The following is a 19,001-nucleotide window of genomic DNA, read 5'->3' on the forward strand; positions in this document are numbered from 1 at the left end:
ACGAAGGAGATTATATCATGAGTAAAATAATAGGTCTAGATGTAAGTAAACAATGGCTTGATATATGTGTATATAATACAAGCGATAAACCTAAATATCATCGTTTTGCCAATGATGCAGCTGGTCATGAAGAGGTGATTAAATTAGCAAAAGAGCAAGAGATTAAGCTAATAATATGTGAACCCACTGGAGGATACGAAGCTGAGATTTGTCAAAAGCTGTATAATAATAAGCAACAAATACATAAGGTCAATACATATAGTTTTAATTCTTTTAGTAAATCGGTAAATTTGTGTAAAACTGATAGGAAGGATGCATTTAAATTAGCATATTATGGTGATAAGATGCAGCTTTCAGCGAATTATATATATCAAGTTGAATCAGAGAATTTGAAGAGATATAAGCAAAGACGAGAAGATTTAGTATTAATGCTTAGCAATGAAAAGAAAAGACTACATCATAGTATTGATGGTATTGATAAAGATAGTATAGAAAAACACATTAAATTCTTACAAAATGAAATAGCTGAGCTTGATAAGAAGTTAAACAAAACAATAGATGAGTCAGAAGAGTTAAAAGAGAAGGTAAAAATATTAGAGACTGTACCTGGTATTGGTAAATGTTTGGCTACAAAACTAATTAGTTTTGTACCTGAATTAGGGGATAAAAATTATAGTAGTAATGAATTGTCAGCAATTGTGGGGATAGCTCCGTACGCCCGTGATAGTGGTAATAAGCAAGGACGAAGATTTATTAGGGGAGGCAGAAAAATACCACGGGATGCTTTATACATGGCGGTATTAACTGGCAAAAATGGTTTTCAATATTTAAAAACTTTATACAATAGGCTTGTTAATAATTTTAAACCTAAGAAAGTTGCGATAGTTGCTTGTATGCGTAAGCTACTTGAAGTTTGCCATAAACTTATTCAACAAAAACGTTGTTTTATTATTTAGATAAATATTTTTTTGAAAATTTAGATAAAAGATAATTGGAGTCAATCATTTAATTTGTGTGTGCGTCAAGATAAGGTGCATTAATCTTACGGGTGAAAGTCCTGTTATGGAAGGAGTAGCTAGCTCCACCATATAGCGAGTCTTGTGCTGCTGAAGGTAACGACAGTAGTAAAGCGTAGACAGCGAAACATCCGAGCCGAAACCAAATGGTGAACGTGATAGCCCTGAAATGATATTGGTAGTGGAAGTCGATGTGCTACACAACGCAGTAGACAAGAGAAAACTAGAGGTCAAACTAGCGAAAATCCGAAAGTTTTCAACCATCGGGGTCTCAGGCGTCAGCGAGTTTGTAGAGATTAATGACACAACTTGAGAAGTCCTTATAACTCTTACTGAGTTAAGTAAGTATTCAAAGTACAAGTGCCGAAACATAAGGCTTTGGAGATGGTGTTAAGGATGGCTGAGTCAGTTGTAGTAGTGATGAAGCTTCGTAATGGGAGTGGAGCGAAGGGCTGACAGAAAGGTAAGAACGTAAGAGGGAAACAATGACCGTACACAGCATAGACGGAAATACATGGTCAACGAAACTTGAGCGTATAAAGTTGCTATCATCACAAAATCAAGACATAAAGTTTAATAATCTTGGACATATTATTGATTTAAAGATGTTAGAAGAACAATATAAGGAACTTGATAGCAAGAAAGCTGTAGGAATAGATGGTATAACCAAAGCGGTTTATGGTAAGAAGTTGGAAGCAAATTTGCTCTCGCTCCTTACTAAAATTCGCAAGGGGCAATATCAAGCTAAACCTGCACGAATTACATTGATTCCAAAAGAAGATGGAGGCAAAAGACCTTTGGTAATATCATGCTTTGAAGACAAGATAATCGAGTCGGCAGTAAGCAAGATATTAAACTCAGTGTTCGAGCCAATATTCTTAAAATGTTCTTACGGGTTTCGACCTAAATTAAACGCCCATGATGCACTTAAGGAGTTGAATAGACTTACGTATAACTTCAATAAAGGAGCTGTAGTTGAAATTGATATAACTAAGTGCTTCAATTCAATCAAACATTCTGAGTTGATGGGATTCCTAAGAAAGAGAATATCTGACAAAAGATTCCTAAGACTAGTTATGAAACTGATGGAAACACCAATTATAGAAAACGGCATTACAGTTACTAACAAGGAAGGATGCCGCCAAGGGTCTAAAACATCACCAATTTTGGCAAATGTCTTCCTACATTATGTTATTGACTGTTGGTTTGCTAAAATCAGCAAGGAAAACATAAGAGGGCAAACTGGAATGGTGAGGTATTGTGACGATATGGTGTTCGTCTTTGAGAATGAAGAAGACGCGAGGAAGTTTTATGAGGTTTTGCCCAAAAGATTAAACAAGTATGGCTTGAACATCAATGAAGCTAAATCGCAGATGATTCAGTCCGGTAGATACCATGCTGAGGACTTAGCTAAGCAAGGTAAGAAGATCAAGAGTTATAATTTTCTTGGCTTTACTTGCTATTGGGGTAAATCAAGGTTTGGTAACATATGGAGATTAAAATATACCACAAGGAAAGATCGATTTACCGAGAAGCTTAAAGGGCTAAGAGAATATCTACGAAGTCACCTTAATGAGAGGGGCAAAGAACAGATATTATTGCAAGTCATTAGAGCTACAAAGGGGTGGATCAATTATCATGGTATATCAGATAATCAAAGACGAGTAAGTTCATTTATTCACCAAACTAGGCGAGCAATATATGGGTGGTTTAATAGAATGGGTGGGAAGCGTAAGATGAATTGGCAAAGATTAGCTGAAATACTCAAAAGGGTCGACTTTCCAAATAAGTGGAAGACCATTTCAATGTTCTAAAACCAACAAAAAAAAATAGGGTACAAGCCTATCTTACCTTTCGGGAGCCGGATGCGGTAGCTCTGCATGTCCGGTTCTGAGGAGGGGCTTAACCAAGCAATTGGTTAGGTCTACTCACAAAGTTCATTTTTTATTTTCCAATAAATCATATTTAAAATCTCCACAAAGTATTTCAAATTGATTTAAAGCTAAAGACCAATCTTTAATAGGCATGGTCCATTTTTTGGCTGCATTTTGTAGGGATAAAAATATTATTTTTTGAATTGACTTATCATCTGGAAACACCCCCCTTATTTTTGATAATTTTTCTAATTTGACGATTTACAGATTCTATAGTGTTAGTAGTATAAATTACCTTTCTGTTCTCTTCAGGAAAGGCAAAAAACGGTATTATCCCAGACCAATTACGTTGCCAAATATCAGAAATTACCGGATATTTTTTATCCCATTTTACACCAAATTGCTGAAGTTTTAAACGTGCCATTTCGTCATTATTAGCTGTATAAATTTGTTTTAGATCTGATGTGACCTCTTTTAAATCTTTATATGACACATACTTTACTGAATTGCGAACCATATGTACAATACATAATTGTACTATAGTACTCGGGAATACACTGCTTATAGCTTCTGGAAAGCCCTTTAAACCCCACACAAGCAACATAAATTTGTTCAATTCCTCGATTCTTTAACTCAGTAACTACTTGCATCCAAAATTTAGCACCTTCATTTTTGCCTATCCAAATGCCAAGTAACTCCTTTTTCCCTTCTATATTTACAGCAAGTGCTAAATATACTGCTTTATTTATTACTATGTGATTGTCTCTAGATTTTACATAGATACAGTCCAAGTATAATATTGGATACACCCTATCTAAACAACGATTTTGCCACCTAGTTACTTCTTCTATTACCCCATCTGTTATGGTGGATATCAAGTCACCAGATACATCAGTTTGATATATTTCTTCTAAATGCCCTCGGATCTCGCTGACTGTCATACCGCGACCATAAAGGGATATCACTTTCTCATCAAATCCATTAAATCTCCTCAGCCCTTTTGGTATTAATTGAGGATTATACTCTCCTTCCCGATCTCTTGGTACTTCTACTGTCAGCTTACGACCATCCCCATCAATTACTGTCTTCTCATAGCTACCATTACGACTATTATTATCTACTTTTGGCATCTTGCTATGTTTTGAATATCCTAATTCATGATCCAACTCACTTGCTAATATTTTCTCAACTATTTGCTTCTTTAGCTGTTGAAATAAACCATCTCGACCAAATAACTCCGATGGATCTGCTTTTGATAATAATTCTTCTACTAGCTGATTACTGATGTTTAATGTATCTTTATCTGTATCTAATTTTTTAGCCATAATTCCTCCTTGCTTGCTTAAGTTACTTTTTTTACAGTAATCTCTTACTGCTTTCTTTGCAACTTACACAAACTATAGGACAGACTCGAAAATTTAGATAAAAGATAATTGCTATGATTACTTATAGGCGTCGCTTCATCGTTCCTAGCCCCAAATTTTCTTGAATTGACTATATCTCTAACTCATTAATAGAACAATGTAGTATCTGATAAGCATCTACCATGTTTTTATTACCTGCTCATGAGTTACTACTATTACATACTTATAGTTTAGATATCTTGTTAAAACACCTTCTGTTCTATCTTTTATAGAACTTTTTGATTCCCACGTTTTAAGAATACCTTCTGGGTATATACCATCATTTCTTTTATAATCATCTATTGCACTTTTTAGCTGTAGTTGATTGCTAATTTCTAACCTTAAGTCTGGTTGCCATTCTCTTAAGTCAAATTCTACAGTAATGTCTAAATTAATGTTTTTTGAAAGAATTGCTGCGGTTTGCAACGCCCTAGTATATGGAGAAGATAGAATTAGTTCTGCATTTTCTAATCTCAAACTTTTAGATAGCTCATTGGCTTGTCTAATTCCATTTGGCGTTAAACATGGCAAGTCCCTATATTCACCTTTTAATTGATGTTTTTCATTTAAAGACCAATCTGTTTCACCATGTCGTATTAAAAAGAATATTGTCACAAAAATAACTAAGGATATATTTAAGTTAGTTCTTCTATTAATGCTATGGTACTAGCTCTTAAATCTAGGTCATAATCTATAGTATTATTTATTATTCGCTTAATATTAGCAAATTTTGTTACCAACCAATCAGGTGAATTGGAAGGTAATTGATTAAATATTTTATTCTCTAATTCATTAAATTCAATATTGATATTGAGCGATTTCTTAGTAATCCTATTAACTAGATATAGCATGCTATAAGCAAAATCCCCCCATAACTCTTTGTTTTTACTGGTAAATTCTTCGATAATATTTAACCTCACTTCAGGGTTTGAACAATTAGCAATATATGTAATGAATTTAACATATATTTCACTCCCCACTAAGCGATTTTGTGATTTTATATTAATTTTAGCACATCTAGATCTTATAGTGCTTATTATACCAGCAGCTCTTGAGGTAATTAAGAAAATAAAACTATCCTTTGGGGTATCTTCTAAAAGTTTAAGGCAGGAATTTGCCGCATTAAGATTCATTAGATCGGCTTGATAGATAACAGCTACTCTATATTTAGATATTGACGATGTTTTATAAAAAAATTGCTGTAAATCCCTAATTTGGTCAACAGATATGTCTTTGACATTAGCAGCACCAGAATTATCCCTTGCTACTAACCGATAATCTGGATGATTTTTTAATTGAATTTTATCTGCAAACAAACTGCTTTCTATAAATATTAGTAAATTTTCTAAAGCTTTTGCCGTATCATCAACGTCAATCAACCAACTATTATAAAGCCGACCTTGTTTAAATCTATCCTCAAGATATTCTTTGATCATTCTATTTATTCCACTTGTCAATTGCTTATCTTTTAGCTACCCAAAGTAGGGATTATAGTTAGTTCAGGAGAAATTGACTATAGTCAATTCAGGAGAATTTGGGGCTAGGAGCGATGGAGCGACGCCTATAAGTAATAGGCGAGCATTGAGCGACGACGTCCCCAACTTCTCATCAATTGACTATATCAGCGATTAACCCTGTTATGTTATTATACATGTTAGGTCTTTCATCTTCAGAATCTAACAAATCGCATGAATTTACTAAATCAACTAATTTTGCTTTTTTTTCCCAATCTGAATCTAGTAACTTTGATACTTTTGAGTATCCAGAAGCAAAACTCTCTTTTAGCTGTTTATCGAATAAATGTTTAAACCTAAATAAAGTTGCAATATCACCATATACTGAACCAGAATAAGCAAATTCCCAATCTAATATTCCTGATAAAATTAATGTTCCGTCGACATTCTTAACTAAAATATTAGAAGGTTTAAAATCACCATGCACCAATTGATTATTACCTTCCTTTGGAAAAAATTTCTCATATGAAATAATTTTATTTTTTAAATAATCAGAAAGTTGTTTACCTAACTTATCTTTCACTCTGTGCTTAGTTATTTTATCTAAAATATAATTTATAAATACATTATATTCATTATGTTTGGTAGTAATTTTGTTGATTGATAAATTTGCAGTGAGTAAACCACTTTCTTGAAACTTATAGGAGTTCAAATTCCCTAAAAATTCACCAAGTTTACTATATATTACTAGTATTGAATCTAAAAACGAGGGATTATAGTCAATTGATGAGAAATTGGTAACGTCGTTACTCATACTCCTGCTACCCAATTCTTCTGAATTAACTATAGTTAAAAAATCTGATAATAAATTACCTTCACGATATTCTATAAAACTGCAAAAATAGTTTGTTGTTTCATTTATAGGATTAAAACTAAGAAATTTTGGAACTAAAGGTTCATTATGGAGTAAATATGAAAGTTTAAATTCTTTTTTACCTAACTCTATATCTCGAACATTAATGCGTAATATAAATTTATCTCCATTCTCGAATTCAATAATATAATTTGTATTCGCAAGCCCATGTTTTGCTTTAGTAACAATAAACTTATCTTCCCTAATTAAAAACTTTTTACATAAATTTTTAATTTCTTCGAATTCAAGATTGAAAAACTTACTTCGGCGTTCCCATTCTAACAATTTTTCCATATATTCTTCTTTAATATATAAGAACCTAGAGGATACTGCTGATAATAACTAAAGTAATTCTATATTTGGTTCTTTTGGGCTGCGAATAAACTTAAGGGTAAATCAAACTCAATGGCAAAAGCAGATTTTTCATCAGTAGTGAAACAACTTTCTGAGACTAATGAACGCTTCCAAATTTCAAGAAACAGTTCAGGTGAACAAGCTTCTTTAATATCTTGTAAATAAGTGCGTTTTTCAAAAAAATTTAAAACCGGGAAGAAGCTCGAGCTATCTAATAAAACCTCTTCAGGCAGACCTTTATAACTATCTATGGTAACCTGCTGCAACTCTTTATCCGAATAAAGCTTCCATAATTCAGGCATTAATATGTTTTCTTCTTGATAAAAATGCAGAAGATTGTCAGACAGAAACTCATCATATGAGGAACAGATATGGCGACCCTGCACAACTCGCTCTTCATCATCCACGGTTTTTATCGCAGTTTCAAAAAGCCCCTGAAAGACCACCAACTCATCTTGTTGGCTAAAATGTGCTTGCTCAACTTGCCTATGCACGATCAAATACAATGTTATCAAAAGAATCTTTAATACTAGTTATAGCTAATATTTTTCGAAAATCTGTTGTGCCTAGCTTCTCTCCAAACTGGTATAGCTCCTTACGAATGAATTTATGTACACTTCTATACAAATCATATCTTACTATCATTTTCATTTTATTATACTCATCATTTTCTTGGAATAAGATATACTATTTCCTGCAAAAATCATAATTATTGCAAGCAGCCCCTATCGTTTAACCACAGTAAATTAACGTCTATTAGCAAGGAATTGCTTTAGTGGCAATGTAAGTTGTCATCCATAAATTGTCATATATGGACGAGTGAATTTGTCAACAAAGAAAATAAAAAAATAGAGCCACAAAGGAAGCGGTCATATATTCGGCATCGAGTGCCATAATGGTTTCTGCATTCTTATAAATATCCTTGAGTGACCTCTCATTCCCACGGCTTCTAGAGCCTCGACATAATTACGGATTTTATTCAGAATACTTATTCATTAACTCTTTAACTTTCGTTCTCTTTATTGTTACTATTCTTTACTCGCAATATTTATCAATTACCAATTTTTATTTAGTTGACATAGTTTCTTCTTTTTTCTCAACTAAACTAATTTGCAACATATTCGCTACCATTGGTGACTACTGCATAAGCAATCCTTGCTAACTTATTTGCTAAACCAACACATATAATATTATATGATTTATTTTCAGCAAATTTCTTCACTGCCCACTGCACTAGTTTATCTTTCGATTCCTTACCACTTTTTGCTCTTATTGCTATTGTCCTTGCGGCTTGAATCAACATAGTTCTGGCATATCTATCTCCCTGTTTGGTAATCCCTCCTAAAACTATCTTACCTCCTGAGCTATGTTGCTTTGGTACCAAACCAAGCAAAGCAGCAAAATCCCTCGGGGTTGGATAACTTTCCATTGGGGCTACACTCAAACAACTAGCATTGATTGCTCCAATGCCAAAAATTGTCTGCAACCTAGTAGCTTTCTCACTTTGCTTATTATTGCTGATAATCAGCTTTTCTAAAGTTTTCTCTTTGTCACATAAATCCTCAATTTCTTTACATTCTAAAAGTAAAATTGACCGTATCCCAGAATTTATATAACCTTTACTATACGCTAACTCTACCTCCAGCCTACATGATTTGCAAAATTTATTTTTACTTAATTTTGTATTATAGCCATATTCACATAAACTTGATATTGTAGAATTAGTTTTTTGCACACGATCTCTGATCGTATTACTTCTAATTTTATGCAAAAATTTTATATCTTGTTCCTCTTTGCTTTTTGGCAGCACAGTTTTTAATTCTGGATCACGAGCCGCTTTGCATATTGCTAACGCATCGTTATAATCATTTTTCTGTTTCGATGTAGCATAAACTTTTACATCTTTTGTTTTCATTAGTTTGACTTGCAAACCAAGCTTAGCAATTTCCTGTGACCAATAATTAGCTCCTCCACATGCTTCCATAGCTACCAATGAACTTTTATCGAGATTGCTTAAATAGGCTATTAACTCATCTCTTGTAACTTTTTGATAACCTATTTTTTTGCCATTTTGATCGACTTGCACCAAGTGCATACTATTTTTTGCTAAATCTATTCCTATTATAGTATTTTTTATGCTATTATTTATCATGGTATGGACCTATTAATTAAATTATTATTTAATTTGGAGCAGCTGAAAACTATTTTTCAGCTGACTCCGTACCAGTAAAGCATATTTCGCTTCACTCGTCCATACCATCATTCCCGCGTAAGTGCATAGGCGTCAGTTTAAGAAAATAAAGTAGAAAAGCCGTCTTCTGGATTGCTTCGTCGACCTTACGGTCTCCTCGCAATGACGGTTTCTCAATTATTGTTTTCTTAAACTAACGCTTATGTGCGTAAACGGGAATCTATATCCCTGCTTTCGCATGGATGACAACCTTGCAGAGAGACAACCCTTACAGGGATGGCACAAAACAGGATTGTTTCGTTAGCTTACGTACCCCTCGCTAATAGACGGAACTAATCGAACTGGCTCTAAGAAAAACGACTTAAGAATTATTACAAGCTTCCTTCATTTTCTTACCAGCTCTAAATACTGGTTGCTTATAAGCAGCAATATGCATTTTTTCGCCAGTTTTTGGATTACGACCTTCACGTGCAGCTCTACTTTGTATGTGAAAAGAACCAAATCCCACTAGATTAACGTCCTCACCACGACTAAGTGCTTTAAGTACACTATCTACAACCCAAGTAAGGGATTTTTCTGCATCAGTTTTTGAATGACCAGCTTCAGCCATTAATGCTACTAATTCTCCTTTATTCATATGATCAGCTCTCCAAATAGATTGTTAACATTATCAGACATTAATGTATTTATTATACCAGATGCCAGCAAGATTTATTAATCTCGTTGCATAGATTATATCAAACACTAAATTGACTGCAACTGAGACTTATTCAGAATTTTTGAATATAATTATTTTTATAGTCTAATTGCAAAAAATTGTATCTATTTTACATCAAATTAGCTTCTTATCCCGTAATTAGGAAGTAGTTTAATAAGTCTCTACTGGCAATTAAACTCCAAAATTTGATAAAAAACAACTTTTAAAGTTAGTTTTTAGCATATTTTATGCTGATTAAATGAAATAATTAGTTAAAAATCTAATTGGTTTGTATTATTATGGTTATAAATTAATAGACACTAACCTGAATATTGCATGAAAGAATAGAGACAAAACCCTTGTAATACTATATAATATCAGTGTTAAAAGAAGATTACATAGAGGGTTTTGCCATGACAAATTGTACAGGATTAATTTACCAATCGAAAGTAAAAAATCGTCAAATAGAAATAAATTTCACAGGAGGTAATATTAGTAGCGATGGAGGTGTATTATTGCTAAGAGAAGCAGATAAAAGACTTGGTCTAACTAATGAACTGGCTAAGATTTTTCCTGATAAGCGAGATTCTGATAAAATTACTCATACTATTTTAACAATGCTCAAACAGCGTATTTATGGTATTGCTCTTGGTTATGAAGATTTAAATGATCACGATAATTTAAGAAAATGTCCAGCTTTGCAAACAAGTATAGACACACTGGACGATATGGCTAGTAGCTCTACTTTATGCCGTTTAGAAAATAAAGCAGATCGTGGATTTGCTCTTAAAGCTCATAAGGTGATGATTGACAAGTTTGTCGAATCTCATAAAACCGTGCCGAAACAATTAATACTTGATTTTGATGCCACTGATGATGAAATTTATGGCAATCAAGAGGGGAAGTTTTATCATGGATATTATCGTCATAATTGCTTTCTACCTTTATATGTTTTTTGTGGAAAAAAGCTGTTAGTAAGCAATCTTCGCAGCTCAAAGCTAGAACAAGCAAAGCATAGCTGGGCAATATTATCTCTAACCTGAGTTTGACGTAAGCACCAAACAAAATGCTAAGCATTATGTAATAACATAAACAAACTGTTGGTGGTGAGCTATGGTAAAAATAAAACCTTCTTTCAAACTAGTGTGTTAGGAGAAAGAATATTTGAAAAGTAAGAAGGGAGGGATTATAAAGTTCTCGAATAATAACAACAAAATTGGAGAATATATTATGATCCCTCTTACGGAGATTTTCTGCTTAATTGATGATTTTTGCAAGCATTTTGATACGGAGCAAAATAAATATATATTACCAAATCCTAACCGTAAGCGTAAAGTAGTTTGCAGTATAGGACTCTCAGAGATTATTACTATTATAGTAATGTTTCACTTGAGTCACTACCGTACCTTTAAAGATTTTTATTTATGCTGCCTATGTCAAAGTTATAGAAAGGAATTTCCAAAACTTGTGAGCTATAGTCGTTTTGTTCAGTTAATGCCAATGAGCTTCATGCCCATGGTATTACTGCTAAAAAGCCTATCAGGAAAACAAACTGGTCAATATTATATCGACTCTACTAAACTTCCTGCTTGCCCTAATTTAAGAATTAATAGACATAAAGTATTCAAAGACATAGCAAAAAGAGGTAAGACTTCCACTGGGTGGTTTAAGGTGGTCCCCTTTGTCTAGACAAAAATTTAGATAAATAGAGATATAATTCACAAAAATTAAATTGTTGTTTTTATACAATATTTTTTTCAAAATATACACATTCTGGAGTTTTATAATCCAAAGCTTGATGCATCCTTTGTCTATTATAAAAGTCCATATATTCGTTAATTGCTGTCTTTGCCTCCTTTACTGTTGTTAAAATAATCCGATAAATTTTTTCCTGTTTTAATGATCGCCAAAAACGTTCAATAAAAATATTATCTAAGGCTCGTCCCTTACCATCCATACTAATCAAGATATTATGTAGTTTTAGCATACTAATAAAATTCTCCGAGGTAAATTGTACTCCTTGATCAGTATTAAATATTTTTGGCATACCATATTTTGCTATAGCGTCTTCAAGGGCTGTTATACCAATTGCAATAATTAACACGGTGTGTTTATCCAGTCTCTATACATAATTGATTTTACTAAATCTACATTATGAGCAAATTGATTCCAAGCGTAACAAGCCATAGTGACGATATCTTCATATACACCATAACATTGGTTAGACAAGAAATGATTTTTGATCCATTCCCAAACTTGTTCCATTGCATTAAGTTCCGGTGCATAGGGCGGAAGCGGTATCAAAGTGATATTGCTTGGCACAGTTAGTTTTTTGGCTGTGTGCCAACCTGCATTATCCGTTAGTAAAGCTATATGTCGGTTGCCTTGAATACTGCGAGAAAGCTCTTCTAAGAATTTATTCATTGCCTGTGTGTTTGCATATGGTAAAATTAATGCAAAAGCTTCTCCTGTATCATGGCAAGCAGCTCCATAAATATATGTTGAAATGAATTGCTGTTGCCGAACTTTACGGGGTCTAGTGCCACGCTTAGCCCATATACGAGTTAAGCTACCTTGTTGCCCAACTCGAGTTTCATCCTGAGACCATATATCAACTTTACATCTATCGATATTTTTTGGTAATAATTTTGTTAACATGTCTGGGAAGTTTTTTTATATGTATTTTGAGTCTCTTGATTTGACTTTGGATGCATTGAACGAGAAGTAATCCAGCTAAAACCAAGGCGGTGCATAGTATTGTAGACTGTTTTTAAAGCGCATTTAGCACCATATTCCTCAAGTAACATGATATGTAGCTCCTTTCCAGTTATATACCCACCAGTTTTACTTTCACTGAGCGTATTGATTTTATCAAAAAGAGCAGACTCTTGTATAGTGTTAATCTTCCTAGGGGCACCGCTTCTTTGTGATTCAAATAATCCTTCAAAACCATGATTCCTAAATCTTCTGAGCCATGATTGCACAGTTTTCCAGTGTGACTTCACTATTTCAGATATGGCTTTTAAAGATTTGCCTAATTGAAGGTGATACATCGCCAATAAACGTATACGATTTCGACCATGCGGCTCATGTTTCATCATTTTTATAAAATCATGACCATGAAAACCTTGTGGTAATATTAACCTAGCCATTTGAGTACCTTTATCAGCTAAAAACCCATTTTATACCACTGCGTTAATTATTGCAATTGGTATAAATCAACCATTCTTCTTCATCTTCTCAAAATTGTAGGGTACTTATATCTTTAAATTATGATATAAGTAATGGTAAGAGGGTGATTTGAGGGGTACTTGATTGAGATAATCGAGCATAGAATAAGTACCCTCTTACAAAGTTTGCTTTGAACAAATTGCAGAAGGTGTTGGAAGTAGCAGCCTTGCACAATAAGACGAAGGAGATTATATCATGAGTAAAATAATAGGTCTAGATGTAAGTAAACAATGGCTTGATATATGTGTATATAATACAAGCGATAAACCTAAATATCATCGTTTTGCCAATGATGCAGCTGGTCATGAAGAGGTGATTAAATTAGCAAAAGAGCAAGAGATTAAGCTAATAATATGTGAACCCACTGGAGGATACGAAGCTGAGATTTGTCAAAAGCTGTATAATAATAAGCAACAAATACATAAGGTCAATACATATAGTTTTAATTCTTTTAGTAAATCGGTAAATTTGTGTAAAACTGATAGGAAGGATGCATTTAAATTAGCATATTATGGTGATAAGATGCAGCTTTCAGCGAATTATATATATCAAGTTGAATCAGAGAATTTGAAGAGATATAAGCAAAGACGAGAAGATTTAGTATTAATGCTTAGCAATGAAAAGAAAAGACTACATCATAGTATTGATGGTATTGATAAAGATAGTATAGAAAAACACATTAAATTCTTACAAAATGAAATAGCTGAGCTTGATAAGAAGTTAAACAAAACAATAGATGAGTCAGAAGAGTTAAAAGAGAAGGTAAAAATATTAGAGACTGTACCTGGTATTGGTAAATGTTTGGCTACAAAACTAATTAGTTTTGTACCTGAATTAGGGGATAAAAATTATAGTAGTAATGAATTGTCAGCAATTGTGGGGATAGCTCCGTACGCCCGTGATAGTGGTAATAAGCAAGGACGAAGATTTATTAGGGGAGGCAGAAAAATACCACGGGATGCTTTATACATGGCGGTATTAACTGGCAAAAATGGTTTTCAATATTTAAAAACTTTATACAATAGGCTTGTTAATAATTTTAAACCTAAGAAAGTTGCGATAGTTGCTTGTATGCGTAAGCTACTTGAAGTTTGCCATAAACTTATTCAACAAAAACGTTGTTTTATTATTTAGATAAAAGATAATTGCTATGCCAAAAACCAGACAAACTATGTTTTAAAGGTTCTGGTTTACCAATTCCTGAAAAAGATGAACGAGATATATCTCGAATTATCTTATTTATTTTCTCTAGAATTCTTATATCATTTTCTTGAAAATATTGATAATCATTCCAAGCATCGTATACCTGCAGCAAAACTGCATAACTTTATCTAATGTTTTTGCTAGTATGAATTTTTTATACATTTGGATTCCATACTATGCAAATACCATCAATTACTATTGAGCAAGTAGCTCAGCAATTTAAAGCCTGGCGTCAAACTAAAACTAATAAGTTTGATCCTATACCAAACCATCTAAAGGAATTATACCAATTGCAATAATTAACGCAGTGGTGTAAAATGGGTTTTTAACTGATAAAGGTACTCAAATGGCTAGGTTAATATTACCACAAGGTTTTCATGGTCATGATTTTATAAAAATGATGAAACATGAGCCGCATGGTCGAAATCGTATACGTTTATTGGCGATGTATCACCTTCAATTAGGCAAATCTTTAAAAGCCATATCTGAAATAGTGAAGTCACACTGGAAAACTGTGCAATCATGGCTCAGAAGATTTAGGAATCATGGTTTTGAAGGATTATTTGAATCACAAAGAAGCGGCGCCCCTAGGAAGATTAACACTATACAAGAGTCTGCTCTTTTTGATAAAATCAATACGCTCAGTGAAAGTAAAACTGGTGGGTATATAACTGGAAAGGAGCTACATATCATGTTACTTGAGGAATATGGTGCTAAATGCGCTTTAAAAACAGTCTACAATACTATGCACCGCCTTGGTTTTAGCTGGATTACTTCTCGTTCAATGCATCCAAAGTCAAATCAAGAGACTCAAAATACATATAAAAAAACTTCCCAGACATGTTAACAAAATTATTACCAAAAAATATCGATAGATGTAAAGTTGATATATGGTCTCAGGATGAAACTCGAGTTGGGCAACAAGGTAGCTTAACTCGTATATGGGCTAAGCGTGGCACTAGACCCCGTAAAGTTCGGCAACAGCAATTCATTTCAACATATATTTATGGAGCTGCTTGCCATGATACAGGAGAAGCTTTTGCATTAATTTTACCATATGCAAACACACAGGCAATGAATAAATTCTTAGAAGAGCTTTCTCGCAGTATTCAAGGCAACCGACATATAGCTTTACTAACGGATAATGCAGGTTGGCACACAGCCAAAAAACTAACTGTGCCAAGCAATATCACTTTGATACCGCTTCCGCCCTATGCACCGGAACTTAATGCAATGGAACAAGTTTGGGAATGGATCAAAAATCATTTCTTGTCTAACCAATGTTATGGTGTATATGAAGATATCGTCACTATGGCTTGTTACGCTTGGAATCAATTTGCTCATAATGTAGATTTAGTAAAATCAATTATGTATAGAGACTGGATAAACACACCGTGTTAATTATTGCAATTGGTATAATACTAATTATAGAAGGTAATACTAGAGTAGCCTTGCTTCTCTGTTATATTTTTGTCAAAACTTCAGGTAAAAAGAACTACACATCGAAAGCTTTGTAAGTATAAAAAAGATACTAAAGCAAGACAGTACAGGAAGATAATGATAAGCCTAAAAGTTCATTTAGGTAGAGTGATTTGTATATGTGAAAGAGGTATAGTAAAATTAAAATTAGAACTGTCAGCACATGATGTTACAATTGTATCTAGTGCTAAAAATATCCATGCACAATCTGTACTTAAGAAAAAGGATAAAGAAATCTATAAAAAAGAGAATAAGCTAATTTATAGTTTTCATGCTCCTGAGGTAGAGTGTATTGGCAAAGGAAAATGGAATAAACCTTATGAATTTGGAAATTATTTCCCAAAACACACTAAATTTTTCCACTGCTATTTTTGCTTATTTCCATAAGCTCTTGATATTAAACCCTTCATTTTCTTATGGATTTTACTATTACTTTTTGCCTTAAAACCCTATTACCTATAGGGCTTGTAGAGTTTTAGCGGATGGACTAGTTGTGGTGATATTATCAATCCTCTTATTTCAGCTGTTGGGTTAAATTTGCGTAGAATTGCAAATGTTTTGCACTGCTCTACAGCGTAGCAATTTCTTATGAAATTTGAATAATTTAAGCAATATTAATATTGCCTAAGAGTAGGTCATGAGCAAAATTTGGATTTATGACATTCCAGCAATAGTGAGGTGCATATGTGGCAAAATATCACAATTAACTCATTACTCTTGATACTCAAATTTTTATATTCCTGACACAAAAACATCAAAAAAATAAAGAGGTTATTATTGACTCTTACATTTTTAAAAATTACATCAAAAATTTTGATTTTTGACGGACATATCTAAAAAAGCAGCTTAAATGACATTAAATATTAACACTTCCATACATGTCATGTTCATTATAGTTACCACCTAATAATGTAGCATCGACATTTTCATAGTAGTTAGGACATCTAATCTCTTTATGTTGATTACTTGATATATACTGACCTATTTTCTTATGTGAAATCTCTTTATCAAATAGCATCAACTTTGTGTTTTCACTATTTATATATATTTTAGATGATACCAATCTAGAATCTATTGAAACAATTTTTACTTCATATAGTTTTTTATGTAAATATTTTATTCCTGAAGTACCACATTTACTAACCAACCCTTTCATTAAAGTGTCTTTCCATTTTTGTAATAAAGATTCTTCACATTTTTCTTCTAGTCTAGGGTCAATAGCTGTATATAAAGAATACTCTATTCTAGTTGTTGAAGAAAGTTTAATTTTAATAGGTATATCTTGATCAATTAACCACCCAGCTTCATTATTAGTTTTTTTAAAATTTAAGATTAGCTTATTACACATTTCACGTTTAGTATCTTGAAAATATTTATGTATTTTTTTAGGATCATTAGTCGCAATTATACTGTCATATGATTGTAATAAAATATCTTCATTTGATACTTCTGCTGAAACATCCAATGTTTCTCGTGATTCTGTCCAACTATTAGATGCTATAGGTTCAACTACTGACTTTTCTTCTACTCTTTCACAAGATGGTAGTATGCTTTCTTTTAAGGGGTGTTTTAGTTGATTAATTGTTATAGCTTGTGTCAATATTTCTTTTTGTCTTAATAATACACAATTATCGAGATCAAATTGCAGAGCAATCTCTACACATTTTTTAGCTACTTCATATGTAGTTGGGTTAGCATATATGAACGACATATCATATAATAAATTAAATCTTTCGGTATTAGGAATCTTTAATAATTGCTCATATATCTTTTTATCATAGATATTTTCACTTGAATATAAAAGCTTTATAGTAATTTGGCTAGTATTATTCATTGTGTGAAATGATAAATGATTATTCAATATATTAGTAGCTGCTATATTTCTATAATATTCTGTCCATTCTGTATCATTATCAGTAATAGCCTTTTTAAGTGCTAATATTACTACAGTAGCCATATTGTAGTAAGATAATTTTTTAATATCTTTAAGTGCAGGATATTGTGAATTAATAATTATTTCATCTACCATAGACATATAAGAAAATAAATCAGGATGTTCTTTGATAAGACCCCTTGCTTTATTATATTCTCCTGTATTATAATAAGTATTATGCAAACGTTCTATACATTCTTTGTCCGTTGGATCATCTTTATATAACTCTATTAAGTATTTTAGAGTACTTTTATTATTGTCCCCTTTATGTATATTTACCATCGCTGAAGCCCACTTCTGATTTTTTATATACTTTTCTAAAGAAGAATATTTTTGATCATCCAAACTTATGGTTGTTTTTTTATTTTGTATATCATTAAGCATACTGTTTGTAATAGCTAAAAAGCTTTCAGCATTTTGTAAGTTATTAATTTGAATAAAGAACTGTGTTAAATGCTGTGAAAGCATTATTGAAGTGCTGAAAAAATTTTTTTTGCTATTAATTTCCTCCAAAATTTTTAAGTCTATAGATTCTATAATCTTACTATAATCAAAGAATAATTTTGTAAAACATTTATCACTTTCAACTAATTTTATTAAAGAGATAAATGATTTTTTCATATGCCTTATTATTGGAGGATTACCCTTATAATAGGAACATAAGTTAGCTAATGCCTCAGTATAGGTGCACCAATTAGCACGTACTAAATCTAGATTAGTAACAGTACTGTGTATTTCTATTTCCATCACTCGATTGTCACTCAAATTCTTGTAAACAATTTTCCCCGTAGGAAGCATTATTAATATTTTTACTTGCCCATATTTTTCTATCTCTCTAGCAAACGACTTATCATAAGTATCTTGAGATGATAAGTAAAGATTAGAGAGCAATGTTGGAGTTATTTTATCTTTAAATTTGTCCAATATATTTTTGTTAACTGTATATATTGATTTTATATGTTTGTACTTTCCGTGCTTACAAATCACACTTAACAATGAACTATCCCAATTTTCTGTAGTGACATTAAATTCTTTATTAATTTTTTTTAAAAAATCCGTATTATTTTCTAATAATGGTAACGGTGTTATATAAAAAGTAGAATTTGGCATATTTTTAAACAGTTTTTGAGATATTTCAATATAATTGATAATGGATAGAGAACTATTTGTCAAGACAAGTTTTCAGTAATTTTGTTTTCTATTTAAGGTTACCTTTAAGCAGTATTTATATCCCCCTTCTTTGTTATGGGAAC

Annotated in this window: 20 protein-coding genes and 2 pseudogenes; 10 read left to right on the forward strand and 12 right to left on the reverse strand. The window is 32.4% G+C overall.

Annotation, left to right across the window (positions count from 1 at the left end):
* Positions 1–17 precede the first annotated feature (17 nt).
* Both NBW66_RS11075 and NBW66_RS11080 read left to right on the forward strand, forming a co-directional pair.
* Positions 18–956 carry an IS110 family RNA-guided transposase gene (locus NBW66_RS11075; protein ID WP_250310767.1) on the forward strand — a complete coding sequence of 313 codons (939 nt, stop codon included), beginning with the start codon at positions 18–20 and terminating at the stop codon, positions 954–956.
* A 545-nt stretch (positions 957–1,501) separates the two neighbouring features.
* Positions 1,502–2,830 (forward strand): reverse transcriptase domain-containing protein, encoded by a 1,329-nt coding sequence (locus NBW66_RS11080; protein ID WP_250310618.1) that lies wholly within the window; start codon positions 1,502–1,504, stop codon positions 2,828–2,830.
* 123 nt (positions 2,831–2,953) lie between these two features.
* On the opposite strand, the pseudogene NBW66_RS11085 reads toward NBW66_RS11080, so the two are convergent.
* From NBW66_RS11085 to NBW66_RS11095, 3 genes and pseudogenes are all read right to left on the reverse strand, one after another.
* Positions 2,954–4,215, reverse strand: a pseudogene (locus tag NBW66_RS11085) (IS256 family transposase).
* A gap of 216 nt (positions 4,216–4,431) precedes the next feature.
* On the reverse strand, positions 4,432–4,908 hold the full coding sequence (locus NBW66_RS11090) for a histidine phosphatase family protein (RefSeq protein WP_250311017.1): 477 nt from the start codon (positions 4,906–4,908) through the stop codon (positions 4,432–4,434).
* Between the two features lie 20 nt (positions 4,909–4,928).
* On the reverse strand, positions 4,929–5,729 hold the full coding sequence (locus NBW66_RS11095; RefSeq protein WP_250311018.1) for a DNA polymerase III subunit delta': 801 nt from the start codon (positions 5,727–5,729) through the stop codon (positions 4,929–4,931).
* A gap of 73 nt (positions 5,730–5,802) precedes the next feature.
* Here NBW66_RS11095 and NBW66_RS11100 point away from each other — a divergent pair, with 73 nt between their 5' ends.
* Entirely contained in the window at positions 5,803–5,925 is a 123-nt protein-coding gene (locus tag NBW66_RS11100) for a palindromic element RPE2 domain-containing protein (RefSeq protein ID WP_250311019.1), read from the forward strand.
* Here the strand turns inward: NBW66_RS11100 and NBW66_RS11105 are convergent.
* From NBW66_RS11105 to NBW66_RS11120, 4 genes are all read right to left on the reverse strand, one after another.
* Positions 5,902–6,954 (reverse strand): phosphotransferase, encoded by a 1,053-nt coding sequence (locus NBW66_RS11105; RefSeq protein WP_250311020.1) that lies wholly within the window; start codon positions 6,952–6,954, stop codon positions 5,902–5,904. The genes NBW66_RS11100 and NBW66_RS11105 overlap by 24 nt on opposite strands.
* A gap of 59 nt (positions 6,955–7,013) precedes the next feature.
* Positions 7,014–7,529, reverse strand: coding sequence for a hemerythrin domain-containing protein (locus tag NBW66_RS11110; protein ID WP_250311021.1), 516 nt, complete (start codon positions 7,527–7,529; stop codon positions 7,014–7,016).
* A 590-nt stretch (positions 7,530–8,119) separates the two neighbouring features.
* Positions 8,120–9,166 carry an IS110 family RNA-guided transposase gene (locus NBW66_RS11115; protein ID WP_250311022.1) on the reverse strand — a complete coding sequence of 349 codons (1,047 nt, stop codon included), beginning with the start codon at positions 9,164–9,166 and terminating at the stop codon, positions 8,120–8,122.
* Between the two features lie 400 nt (positions 9,167–9,566).
* Positions 9,567–9,842 (reverse strand): HU family DNA-binding protein, encoded by a 276-nt coding sequence (locus tag NBW66_RS11120; protein WP_250311023.1) that lies wholly within the window; start codon positions 9,840–9,842, stop codon positions 9,567–9,569.
* A 440-nt stretch (positions 9,843–10,282) separates the two neighbouring features.
* Here NBW66_RS11120 and NBW66_RS11125 point away from each other — a divergent pair, with 440 nt between their 5' ends.
* Together NBW66_RS11125 and NBW66_RS11130 are read left to right on the forward strand one after the other, a co-directional pair.
* Positions 10,283–10,945 (forward strand): transposase, encoded by a 663-nt coding sequence (locus NBW66_RS11125; protein ID WP_250311024.1) that lies wholly within the window; start codon positions 10,283–10,285, stop codon positions 10,943–10,945.
* Positions 10,946–11,132: 187 nt separating this feature from the next.
* Positions 11,133–11,570, forward strand: a pseudogene (locus tag NBW66_RS11130) (transposase); the annotation flags it as partial.
* Between the two features lie 73 nt (positions 11,571–11,643).
* Here NBW66_RS11130 and NBW66_RS11135 read toward each other — a convergent pair.
* Genes NBW66_RS11135 through NBW66_RS11145 form a run of 3 tightly spaced genes read right to left on the reverse strand, consistent with a single transcriptional unit; the run spans position 11,644 to position 13,054 of the window.
* Positions 11,644–12,006 (reverse strand): integrase core domain-containing protein, encoded by a 363-nt coding sequence (locus tag NBW66_RS11135; RefSeq protein WP_250311026.1) that lies wholly within the window; start codon positions 12,004–12,006, stop codon positions 11,644–11,646.
* Positions 12,000–12,560 (reverse strand): IS630 family transposase, encoded by a 561-nt coding sequence (locus tag NBW66_RS11140; RefSeq protein WP_250310543.1) that lies wholly within the window; start codon positions 12,558–12,560, stop codon positions 12,000–12,002. Before NBW66_RS11140 ends, NBW66_RS11135 begins: the two co-directional genes overlap by 7 nt.
* On the reverse strand, positions 12,554–13,054 hold the full coding sequence (locus tag NBW66_RS11145) for a helix-turn-helix domain-containing protein (protein WP_250310542.1): 501 nt from the start codon (positions 13,052–13,054) through the stop codon (positions 12,554–12,556). The genes NBW66_RS11140 and NBW66_RS11145 overlap by 7 nt, the downstream gene beginning before the upstream one ends.
* 274 nt (positions 13,055–13,328) lie before the next feature.
* Here NBW66_RS11145 and NBW66_RS11150 point away from each other — a divergent pair, with 274 nt between their 5' ends.
* Positions 13,329–14,267 (forward strand): IS110 family RNA-guided transposase, encoded by a 939-nt coding sequence (locus NBW66_RS11150; RefSeq protein WP_250310767.1) that lies wholly within the window; start codon positions 13,329–13,331, stop codon positions 14,265–14,267.
* Here NBW66_RS11150 and NBW66_RS11155 read toward each other — a convergent pair.
* The gene (locus NBW66_RS11155) at positions 14,260–14,448 is read right to left on the reverse strand and encodes a Txe/YoeB family addiction module toxin (protein ID WP_284346685.1); all 189 of its coding nucleotides are present in this window, start codon (positions 14,446–14,448) and stop codon (positions 14,260–14,262) included. The genes NBW66_RS11150 and NBW66_RS11155 overlap by 8 nt on opposite strands.
* 64 nt (positions 14,449–14,512) lie before the next feature.
* Between NBW66_RS11155 and NBW66_RS14655 the strand changes: the two genes are divergently transcribed.
* The 4 genes from NBW66_RS14655 (at position 14,513) to NBW66_RS11170 (ending at position 16,202) form a co-directional block, all read left to right on the forward strand.
* Positions 14,513–14,635: a hypothetical protein gene (locus NBW66_RS14655; RefSeq protein WP_284346686.1), complete on the forward strand. Its 123-nt coding sequence runs from the start codon at positions 14,513–14,515 to the stop codon at positions 14,633–14,635.
* 47 nt (positions 14,636–14,682) lie between these two features.
* Complete coding sequence (locus NBW66_RS11160; RefSeq protein ID WP_250310542.1) at positions 14,683–15,183, forward strand: helix-turn-helix domain-containing protein; 501 nt, start codon at positions 14,683–14,685, stop codon at positions 15,181–15,183.
* Positions 15,177–15,737: an IS630 family transposase gene (locus NBW66_RS11165; RefSeq protein WP_250310543.1), complete on the forward strand. Its 561-nt coding sequence runs from the start codon at positions 15,177–15,179 to the stop codon at positions 15,735–15,737. Before NBW66_RS11160 ends, NBW66_RS11165 begins: the two co-directional genes overlap by 7 nt.
* A 69-nt stretch (positions 15,738–15,806) precedes the next feature.
* Positions 15,807–16,202, forward strand: coding sequence for a hypothetical protein (locus tag NBW66_RS11170; protein WP_250312277.1), 396 nt, complete (start codon positions 15,807–15,809; stop codon positions 16,200–16,202).
* Between the two features lie 469 nt (positions 16,203–16,671).
* Here the strand turns inward: NBW66_RS11170 and NBW66_RS11175 are convergent, their stop codons facing one another.
* The gene (locus tag NBW66_RS11175) at positions 16,672–18,921 is read right to left on the reverse strand and encodes a hypothetical protein (RefSeq protein ID WP_250311027.1); all 2,250 of its coding nucleotides are present in this window, start codon (positions 18,919–18,921) and stop codon (positions 16,672–16,674) included.
* Positions 18,922–19,001 lie beyond the last annotated feature (80 nt).

Origin of the sequence: Rickettsia endosymbiont of Oedothorax gibbosus, from assembly GCF_936269705.1 — a bacterium.
Lineage (GTDB): Bacteria > Pseudomonadota > Alphaproteobacteria > Rickettsiales > Rickettsiaceae > Tisiphia.

Coding starts and splice junctions, on each gene's coding strand:
- NBW66_RS11075 (WP_250310767.1), top strand. CDS start 18: ATGAGTAAAATAATAGGTCTAGATGTAAGTAAACAATGGCTTGATATA.
- NBW66_RS11080 (WP_250310618.1), top strand. CDS start 1,502: ATGACCGTACACAGCATAGACGGAAATACATGGTCAACGAAACTTGAG.
- NBW66_RS11095 (WP_250311018.1), bottom strand. CDS start 5,729: ATGATCAAAGAATATCTTGAGGATAGATTTAAACAAGGTCGGCTTTAT.
- NBW66_RS11105 (WP_250311020.1), bottom strand. CDS start 6,954: ATGGAAAAATTGTTAGAATGGGAACGCCGAAGTAAGTTTTTCAATCTT.
- NBW66_RS11115 (WP_250311022.1), bottom strand. CDS start 9,166: ATGATAAATAATAGCATAAAAAATACTATAATAGGAATAGATTTAGCA.
- NBW66_RS11120 (WP_250311023.1), bottom strand. CDS start 9,842: ATGAATAAAGGAGAATTAGTAGCATTAATGGCTGAAGCTGGTCATTCA.
- NBW66_RS11140 (WP_250310543.1), bottom strand. CDS start 12,560: ATGTTAACAAAATTATTACCAAAAAATATCGATAGATGTAAAGTTGAT.
- NBW66_RS11145 (WP_250310542.1), bottom strand. CDS start 13,054: ATGGCTAGGTTAATATTACCACAAGGTTTTCATGGTCATGATTTTATA.
- NBW66_RS11150 (WP_250310767.1), top strand. CDS start 13,329: ATGAGTAAAATAATAGGTCTAGATGTAAGTAAACAATGGCTTGATATA.
- NBW66_RS14655 (WP_284346686.1), top strand. CDS start 14,513: ATGCAAATACCATCAATTACTATTGAGCAAGTAGCTCAGCAATTTAAA.
- NBW66_RS11160 (WP_250310542.1), top strand. CDS start 14,683: ATGGCTAGGTTAATATTACCACAAGGTTTTCATGGTCATGATTTTATA.
- NBW66_RS11165 (WP_250310543.1), top strand. CDS start 15,177: ATGTTAACAAAATTATTACCAAAAAATATCGATAGATGTAAAGTTGAT.